Origin of the sequence: Bradyrhizobium liaoningense (assembly GCF_018130955.1) — a bacterium.
In the GTDB taxonomy this organism is placed as follows: Bacteria; Pseudomonadota; Alphaproteobacteria; order Rhizobiales; family Xanthobacteraceae; genus Bradyrhizobium; species Bradyrhizobium liaoningense_C.
This window is the reverse complement of record NZ_JAFCJM010000016.1, coordinates 145,421-152,132: the sequence shown is the minus strand read 5'-3', so window position 1 is coordinate 152,132 and position 6,712 is coordinate 145,421. Positions and strand designations below refer to the sequence as shown.

Annotated in this window: 12 protein-coding genes and 1 tRNA gene; 5 read left to right on the top strand and 8 right to left on the bottom strand. The window is 61.1% G+C overall.

Features of this window, described 5'->3' with window-relative positions; genetic code table 11:
• Positions 1-133: 133 nt before the first annotated feature.
• Positions 134-418, bottom strand: a complete 285-nt coding sequence (locus tag JQ632_RS16425) for a hypothetical protein (protein WP_212403617.1) — start codon at positions 416-418, stop codon at positions 134-136.
• 277 nt (positions 419-695) lie between these two features.
• On the opposite strand from JQ632_RS16425, the gene JQ632_RS16420 reads away from it, so the two are divergent.
• Positions 696-926 (top strand): hypothetical protein, encoded by a 231-nt coding sequence (locus JQ632_RS16420; protein ID WP_212403616.1) that lies wholly within the window; start codon positions 696-698, stop codon positions 924-926.
• Between the two features lie 68 nt (positions 927-994).
• Positions 995-1,117: a hypothetical protein gene (locus tag JQ632_RS40075; RefSeq protein ID WP_283817680.1), complete on the top strand. Its 123-nt coding sequence runs from the start codon at positions 995-997 to the stop codon at positions 1,115-1,117.
• Here JQ632_RS40075 and JQ632_RS16415 read toward each other — a convergent pair.
• From JQ632_RS16415 to JQ632_RS16405, 3 genes are all read right to left on the bottom strand, one after another.
• The gene (locus JQ632_RS16415; RefSeq protein WP_212403615.1) at positions 1,114-1,311 is read right to left on the bottom strand and encodes a hypothetical protein; all 198 of its coding nucleotides are present in this window, start codon (positions 1,309-1,311) and stop codon (positions 1,114-1,116) included. The two genes, JQ632_RS40075 and JQ632_RS16415, sit on opposite strands and share 4 nt — an antisense overlap.
• Positions 1,312-1,659: 348 nt before the next feature.
• The gene (locus JQ632_RS16410) at positions 1,660-1,797 is read right to left on the bottom strand and encodes a hypothetical protein (RefSeq protein WP_212403614.1); all 138 of its coding nucleotides are present in this window, start codon (positions 1,795-1,797) and stop codon (positions 1,660-1,662) included.
• A gap of 541 nt (positions 1,798-2,338) precedes the next feature.
• Positions 2,339-2,566 carry a hypothetical protein gene (locus tag JQ632_RS16405; RefSeq protein WP_212403613.1) on the bottom strand — a complete coding sequence of 76 codons (228 nt, stop codon included), beginning with the start codon at positions 2,564-2,566 and terminating at the stop codon, positions 2,339-2,341.
• Positions 2,567-2,901: 335 nt separating this feature from the next.
• Here JQ632_RS16405 and JQ632_RS16400 point away from each other — a divergent pair, with 335 nt between their 5' ends.
• Positions 2,902-3,354 (top strand): VOC family protein, encoded by a 453-nt coding sequence (locus JQ632_RS16400; RefSeq protein WP_212403612.1) that lies wholly within the window; start codon positions 2,902-2,904, stop codon positions 3,352-3,354.
• Positions 3,355-3,733: 379 nt separating this feature from the next.
• Positions 3,734-4,381 (top strand): glutathione S-transferase family protein, encoded by a 648-nt coding sequence (locus tag JQ632_RS16395; protein ID WP_212403611.1) that lies wholly within the window; start codon positions 3,734-3,736, stop codon positions 4,379-4,381.
• A 3-nt stretch (positions 4,382-4,384) separates the two neighbouring features.
• Here JQ632_RS16395 and JQ632_RS16390 read toward each other — a convergent pair whose 3' ends face one another.
• From JQ632_RS16390 to JQ632_RS16380, 3 genes are read right to left on the bottom strand one after another with little or no spacing between them, the layout of a single operon-like run.
• A complete protein-coding gene (locus JQ632_RS16390; protein ID WP_212403610.1) occupies positions 4,385-4,552 on the bottom strand; it encodes a hypothetical protein in 168 nt (55 codons plus the stop codon).
• 6 nt (positions 4,553-4,558) lie between these two features.
• A complete protein-coding gene (locus JQ632_RS16385; protein ID WP_212403609.1) occupies positions 4,559-4,804 on the bottom strand; it encodes a hypothetical protein in 246 nt (81 codons plus the stop codon).
• 56 nt (positions 4,805-4,860) lie between these two features.
• A complete protein-coding gene (locus tag JQ632_RS16380) occupies positions 4,861-5,115 on the bottom strand; it encodes a PilZ domain-containing protein (protein ID WP_212403608.1) in 255 nt (84 codons plus the stop codon).
• A 206-nt stretch (positions 5,116-5,321) separates the two neighbouring features.
• Here JQ632_RS16380 and JQ632_RS16375 point away from each other — a divergent pair.
• Positions 5,322-5,396, top strand: a tRNA-Glu gene (locus tag JQ632_RS16375).
• A gap of 120 nt (positions 5,397-5,516) precedes the next feature.
• Here the strand turns inward: JQ632_RS16375 and JQ632_RS16370 are convergent.
• Positions 5,517-6,704: a 6-phosphofructokinase gene (locus JQ632_RS16370; RefSeq protein WP_312015614.1), complete on the bottom strand. Its 1,188-nt coding sequence runs from the start codon at positions 6,702-6,704 to the stop codon at positions 5,517-5,519.
• Positions 6,705-6,712: the final 8 nt, after the last annotated feature.

Here is a 6,712-nt window from a genome sequence, read left to right as displayed (position 1 = left end):
GCGCTTTGCTAATCCTTCGCCGCCATCAGGCTGGATAGAAGACTTCCACCTCCAAGCTGTCGATCATGCTCGGCACACACAGGCAAAAGCCCGGAGCAGCGCTCCGGGCTTTCGTTTTGCCGGCGACCTTTCGTTACCAGTGGCGCCAGTAGTGGTGCCGATAATAGCGCGGCCCGCCGTAATAGGCGTAAGGACCCGGGCCATAATAGGCAGGCCCGTAATAGTAGCTCGGGCCATAATAGTAACCCGGTCCGTAGTAGGGCTGCGACGCCGCGATCGCGCCCGCGGTGATCGCGCCGGCCGCGAGACCGAACGCCAAACCCGGACCGATGCCGCGGCCGCCCGCCTGCGCCGGCGGAGCAAGCGCGGTGGCGCCCACCGCAACAACGGTGCCAAGAACCGCCAATGTCTTTCTCATCGCTACTCCTCCTTCGCTGTTGCCGGGATAACGTCCGCCGGCTGCGATGGTTCGCCGCGGGAACCGCGACGACGTCCTGAAAAAGTTCTGATCGCAGGGAACGAAGACGCCCCGGCACGGTTGGCATCGCAAGTGCGGGAGCCTCCGTCATCCGGTCGAGGCGACTGCATGAGACCCCGTCGGCATCGCAAGTGGTGCTGGCGGGGTTTTCAGTTTCGAGCCGCGGCGGCAGCAGCCGGCGCGTGCTGCCAATGGGGAGGGATTTGGAGGAGATCCGATGCCGGTTTCCGCATTGCTGGCGCGCATCCGCAAGCTCATCCCCAGCCGGAATGACGATCACTACGAGGTCATCGTCCGCAGCTTCGACCTCGGCACATTGCATGCGCCCCAGGGACCGATGAGCGATCGGGAACTCGCCCGCGCCATCGCCGATTTCCTGAAAGACGCGCCCTCGACGGAATCGGTCGACAATCTCGGCCGCCGGTTCGATCCCTCGTCCCGCCCGTGACGAACCAGGCGGGAACCAATATGCAACTTCTGCGTTAGTCCGCTTCTTCCCGGGAATAGAGGCGTGGGATGCCCGTCTGGCTGGAAATGTTGCTCAATATCGGCGGCCTCGCCGGCTTCCTGGCGCTCGCCGCTCGCAGCAGCGCGCGCGGCCGGTCGACCGACGATCGCGTGAGCGGCAACAAACCCTAGTGCGCGTGCGGCGCCTGACCTGCGGTACGGACCAGCCTGTCGGCCTTCACCAATACGCGCGTCTCCTCCACCTGCGGCCGCAGCGAGAAACTGATCACAACGAAGGCCAGGCAGAACAGCATGCCGACGAGCACAACGCGTCGGTAGGTCTGTCGATCGGCCTGATAAAATGATGAGACTGAAAACGGTGTCATGGTTGTTGTTATTTGTGTTGGCCTGTCTGCCACGCACACCTATCGCAACCCGCCGCAACTGCAACGCGATCCGGCTTTTAACCTAACCGAGTAGCATTACCCGCGTTAGGGAAAGTATTGGTTAGGCTTTTCCCGCTGCTTGCGGACGCTTACTCGCGCCGAGCTGGCCGCTGCACGAGACCAATGCGCGGGCCGCTAGCGAAGTCGAACAATGTTCTGCGTCTGACTCCATTTCGTTCTCAAAGAACGAATCGGAATCCTGGAAATCAGCACGAAGCAAATCTTAACAAAGCACGCATCCGCTCGTCCGATCTCACGCGTTTTCATTCGACGTGCAGCGTGGCTGGCTTACGCCGCCCGTTTCGTTGGACTGCGCTCGCCGAACATCTCGAGGATCTGAATGCGGATCTCTTCAGCAGCCGGTCCTTCGACCTTCCGCAGTCGATTCCAAAGCCGGATCAGTTCGCGCTGTTTCTCGACGTCCATGAGCCATCCTCCCTGGGATTGCCCATTAGAACAAACACGGAACAAAAATGCAAGTGTTGTGAGAATGAAAACCCGTGTGTATGCAAACGAGGCAGGATTTGAGAATGGCGTATTTCATACATGCCCGCGACGGTGCGGGGCTGGTGGTCCTCAGAAGGGAATCGCGGGAGGCGGCCGAGAAGAAGGCCGCCGAGCTCCGCGAAGCCGGCTGTTTCGAAGTTTCGATCGTCGAGCAAGCCCAAATAAGTCCAGCCCCTACGGAACGAAATCCGCCGACCCCCGTTGAAGCAAAGACAGCGATATGAGTGGTGCCGACCCTCCAGCCCCGGTCGGCTTTGAAGAACCCCGCGCAGCAACTGCGTGGGGTTTTTCTTTGTCAGATATCTGCCGATCCACCTCCACACAATTCAACACGTTGGATAATCTTGTTGAAGCTGGAGATGCTTGGCTGAGGCTAGTGCAGGCAAGTGGCACGCGGCCTACTCTTCGGCGGACGCGCCTGACAGCGCAGCAGTCACGATTTCAATAGAACGGCGATCACTCATTGCGCCCCTCCATTTTGGTTTTCATTCTTGCAACGATGATAAATCTGGCCTCCAACCTCGATGGTATCAGTCGATAGAGACTTGAGCGTAAGCGTGTCCTTCGTGCGCCCGTCATCTGCGAAGCTGAACCCGGAAGCCCTCAGCGACCCATCCTTTAGTTTGGCCAGGCGCTTGATGTCGAAGCCGTGTTCGTAAAACAAGACGGCTTGCGGCTCGATCGTCATCCCCAGCTCACTCGCCTGTGCGCGACAGGCAGAGGGGTCAGGCGCCCACGCTCCCAACATCTCTTTCGGAAGTGAGGCCGCTTCGACTGAGCGAACAGAGACAATCAAAAAGACGAAAGCGAATAATCTGATCATAGCCGAACTATAGCCCAAATCTCCGCTTCGGACTTCCGAAGATACTCAGGCAATTTTGGGGACGTCTCATGAATTCTGCCGTACCGCTCGCCTGAATCTTTTCGCACGCAAACCCCTGCCCCCTGATGAAATTTGCTGCTATTTCTTGCCCCGACCGCCTCAACCAAAACCATCCCACAAAACAACAGGGAGCCCCAACCATGCGTTACCTCCACACCATGCTGCGCGTGCGCAACCTCGATGTTGCGCTAAAGTTTTATCAGGATGCGCTGGGGCTGAAGGAGGTGCGGCGGATCGAGAACGACAAGGGCCGCTTCACACTGGTCTTCCTGTGCTCCGCGGACGACCTCGACGCCCTGAAGAACCAGCCGAAGACGCGCGGCGCGCCCCTGGTCGAGCTCACCTACAATTGGGACGAGGAGAAGTACGGCGAGGACCGCTTCTTCGGCCATCTCGCCTACGAGGTCGACGACATCTACGCGACCTGCGAGAAGCTGATGAAGGCCGGCGTCACCATCAACCGTCCGCCGCGCGACGGCAACATGGCGTTCGTCCGCTCGCCCGACCTGCACTCGATCGAGCTGTTGCAGAAGGGCGATCCGAAGCCGCCGCAGGAGCCGTGGCTCTCGATGCCCAACACCGGCCACTGGTAGGCCTTGTGCGCGAGGCAGTCGAGCGCAACCGCTATTCGCTGTTCCGCATCGCGCTCTCCCTCGGCGACACACCGAAACCCTGATGCACGCGGCGCAGCACTCAGGAACAAGCTACTTTCATCAGCGTTCACCCCTCACAAGCAATTGGAGGAGGAAACGATGGGACGTGGAATTCTGCTGTGGTTGCTCGGCGTGCCGATCCCGGTGATCATCCTGCTGTGGCTGTTTCTGGGCCACTGATCGACCGCAAAGTTCTGCCAAGATGAAAAGAGCTCCGCCGGCGGCGGAGCTTTTTGCATGAGGGGCATCAGCGCAATCACGTCGCACTTCGCGCCAATTTCCGCTATCACCGCCGAAACATCACGGCGGGAGGACCCACGTGCCTGATGACAAGCAGCCGCAACTGACGATCTGGGGACGTGCCAATTCGGTCAACGTGCAGAAAGTGCTGTGGTGCCTCACTGAACTCGACCTACCCTTCGCGCGCATCGACGCCGGCATGCAGTATGGCCGCACGCGCGAGGCGGACTATCTCGCGATGAATCCGAACGCGCGGATCCCGACGCTGGTCGAGGGCGATTTCGTGCTGTGGGAATCCAATTCCATCATGCGCTATCTCTGCCTCGCCCACGGCCGCGGCACACCGATCTATCCGGCTGCGCCGAAGCGGCGCGCCGCCGTCGACCGCTGGCTCGACTGGACACTGTCGACGCTCCAGCCGGTTGATCGCCCCGTGTTCTGGGGATTGGTGCGCACGCCGCCCGAACAGCGCGACATGGTGCAGCTCCAGAAGGATGCCGACACCGCAGCCGAGATATGGCAGGTGCTCGATCGCCAGCTTGCAGCGCGCCGTTACGTCGAAGGCGACGACTTCACCATCGCCGACATTGCGCTCGGCGCCTATGCGCGCCGCTGGCTCGGTGTCGAAGGTATCGTCCGCCCCGCTCTGTCGCATCTCGAGCGCTGGTTCGCGCAGTTCGCAGGCCGCCGGGGATTTACCACCTACGTCGCGCCGCCGATGTCTTAACACTCAGCGCCAGCCGCGCTCGGCCAGCACGATCCAGGCGACCAGCACGAGCGTGACCGCCGCGGTGATGAGCCGCCTCGTCCAGCTCATGCCGCGGCCGACCCACCACAGCAACGCGCAATAGGTCAGGACGGGAACGACGATGTCGAGTTGGAGCAAGTTGGTCGGCATAAGGGTCTAGCGCCGGATCGTCGTGCCGGTGCCGACATCGATGGAGCCGCCGATCTTCACGCAACTCCCGGTGCTCTCGACCTTGACGAAGCCCGGACCAAAGGCACTGCACGGATTGGCACCATTGGTGCCCTTGAGCGGCAAGACCTTGGTCGTCGACGGCGAGGCAACGGGTGCCGTCCGCGGCAATGTCTCGGCCTGAGCCGATACGACGACGACAAGTCCGATGAGGATGGCGAGAGGTGCGCGCATCCGGCCTTGTAACGTGCCGGCCGGCCGGTTTCCACCCGGCTGGGCTTGCACGAATGTCAGATGAAGCGGATCCCGGCCGACCTGCCGCGCCGCCACACCACTTGGCAACTCTGGCCAGTGCGGGCGTCGCGCGAAAACGCCATCCGGATCACGCCGGGCAACTGGTTCGCGTCCTCGTCAAGTGTGATCCGCGCGCCGGACTTCGAGATGTCCTGCACCAGGCAATGCCGCGCGGCAAAGCCGCCCTCGAGCGTAATCCAGGCATGCTGGGACAGGAGCTTGCGCGCGTCCCGCTTCTTGGTCAGAGCCATTGATTGAAAATCTCCAGCTCCAGCGCTACCGCAGGGAACCCTAACAAACCGTTGAATTTACCTCCGAACTTTCCCGGATGCGGGGCTGCCCACAGCCGCAAAACTCCGTTCCCGAACGGCTTGCCCGTCAGCCCAAAGGCCACTATACGTTCGGCCGCTGCTGGCCTCGGGCACGACTCGTTTGGGCCACGGCACGGCGCAGTTTAGCTCCCTTCGTCTATCGGTTAGGACGCCACCCTTTCACGGTGGAGAGAGCGGTTCGATTCCGCTAGGGAGCGCCACAATTCCCAAGACATCTTTGATTTGGTTTCGCTTTTCGCGCGATCTGGCAAACCAGGATCCGACGGGATTATCGTGCCGGCAGGTTCACCCAGGATGCCGCGTTTGGGGCCAAAGGACGCCTAAGACGCGCGGTTGAGGAAGATCGGCAGGCCCCGCTTGTTGGAATAGAGAGGACGGTAGCGCTCCGTGTTGTATGTGCTGGCGACGTCCAATACGCGCGGCCCGAGCCTGGCGTCAGGGATGGGCACAAGGTCGTAGCGTCCCTCGACCAGCGCCGACATAAGGCCGGTCTTGCCTTCCAGGATCGCATCGTAGGCCATGTTACCGAAAGTCAGGGCGACTAGCTTGTCGATGAAGTCAGGATCGCCCGATCGCAGATCGTAGGTGAGATCGGAGACGATGGTCTCCTCGCCGGCGCGTTGCTTGATCTCGTCGGCAAGCGCTTCGGCCACGCTCGTCCTTTTGCGGTGACCGTAGGCGTCAGGTTCGCCGTATTCCTGCATCTTGTAGCCCTCCCACTCGGCGCCTTCGCTGAGCACGATCAGCGCGTAGTTGCTTGGGTTGGCGCGCTTTTCCTCGCGCAGCAGCTCGATCAACTTATCAAGATTGACTTTGTACTCCGGTATCACGCATCGGATCGAAGTTGCGTACGCAGTATAGAGTGCCGTAAATCCGGCATCGCGGCCAAAGATGCGGAAAATTCCAACTCGCTCGTGCGAGCCGACAGTGGTGCGCTGCCGCTGGATGGCGTCGCTGGCGCGGGTGATCGCGGTCGAGAAGCCGATGCAATACTCGGTGTTGCGGACATCGTTGTCCATCGTCTTCGGGATGGCGATGATCTTGACGCCGAGTCCGCTGAGCTTGTCCGCATAGCTGAGCGTGTCGTCACCACCGATCGCGATCAGGTGATCGATGCCGAGCCCGGACAGGTTCGCCAGTACCTGGCCGGTGAGGTCCCAGGTCTTGATCGAGATACCGCCCTTGGCACTCTCCGAAACCGGAAGGTCTTGGCCGACGAGATGATCGGGCAGCTTTTTCATTTTTGAAGGATTGGTACGGCTCGAGTGCAGCACGGTCCCGCCGCGTCGGTCGATGATGCGCGTATTTTCGCGATTGAGCGGGATGAGGTAGTGGGATTTGCTGGCGGGGTCGTCGAGGTTCAGATGCGTGAGGGCCTCCCAACCGCGGCGGAGCCCGACGACTTCGATGTCGTCCTCGCTGCCGCGATAAGTCACGGTCTTGATGATTGCATTGAGGCCGGGGACGTCGCCGCCGCCCGTGAGAATGCCGATGCGTTTTCTCGCCACGCCCACCT

Coding starts and splice junctions, on each gene's coding strand:
- JQ632_RS16425 (WP_212403617.1), bottom strand. CDS start 418: ATGAGAAAGACATTGGCGGTTCTTGGCACCGTTGTTGCGGTGGGCGCC.
- JQ632_RS16420 (WP_212403616.1), top strand. CDS start 696: ATGCCGGTTTCCGCATTGCTGGCGCGCATCCGCAAGCTCATCCCCAGC.
- JQ632_RS40075 (WP_283817680.1), top strand. CDS start 995: ATGCCCGTCTGGCTGGAAATGTTGCTCAATATCGGCGGCCTCGCCGGC.
- JQ632_RS16415 (WP_212403615.1), bottom strand. CDS start 1,311: ATGACACCGTTTTCAGTCTCATCATTTTATCAGGCCGATCGACAGACC.
- JQ632_RS16410 (WP_212403614.1), bottom strand. CDS start 1,797: ATGGACGTCGAGAAACAGCGCGAACTGATCCGGCTTTGGAATCGACTG.
- JQ632_RS16405 (WP_212403613.1), bottom strand. CDS start 2,566: ATGACGATCGAGCCGCAAGCCGTCTTGTTTTACGAACACGGCTTCGAC.
- JQ632_RS16400 (WP_212403612.1), top strand. CDS start 2,902: ATGCGTTACCTCCACACCATGCTGCGCGTGCGCAACCTCGATGTTGCG.
- JQ632_RS16390 (WP_212403610.1), bottom strand. CDS start 4,552: ATGCCGACCAACTTGCTCCAACTCGACATCGTCGTTCCCGTCCTGACC.
- JQ632_RS16385 (WP_212403609.1), bottom strand. CDS start 4,804: ATGCGCGCACCTCTCGCCATCCTCATCGGACTTGTCGTCGTCGTATCG.
- JQ632_RS16380 (WP_212403608.1), bottom strand. CDS start 5,115: ATGGCTCTGACCAAGAAGCGGGACGCGCGCAAGCTCCTGTCCCAGCAT.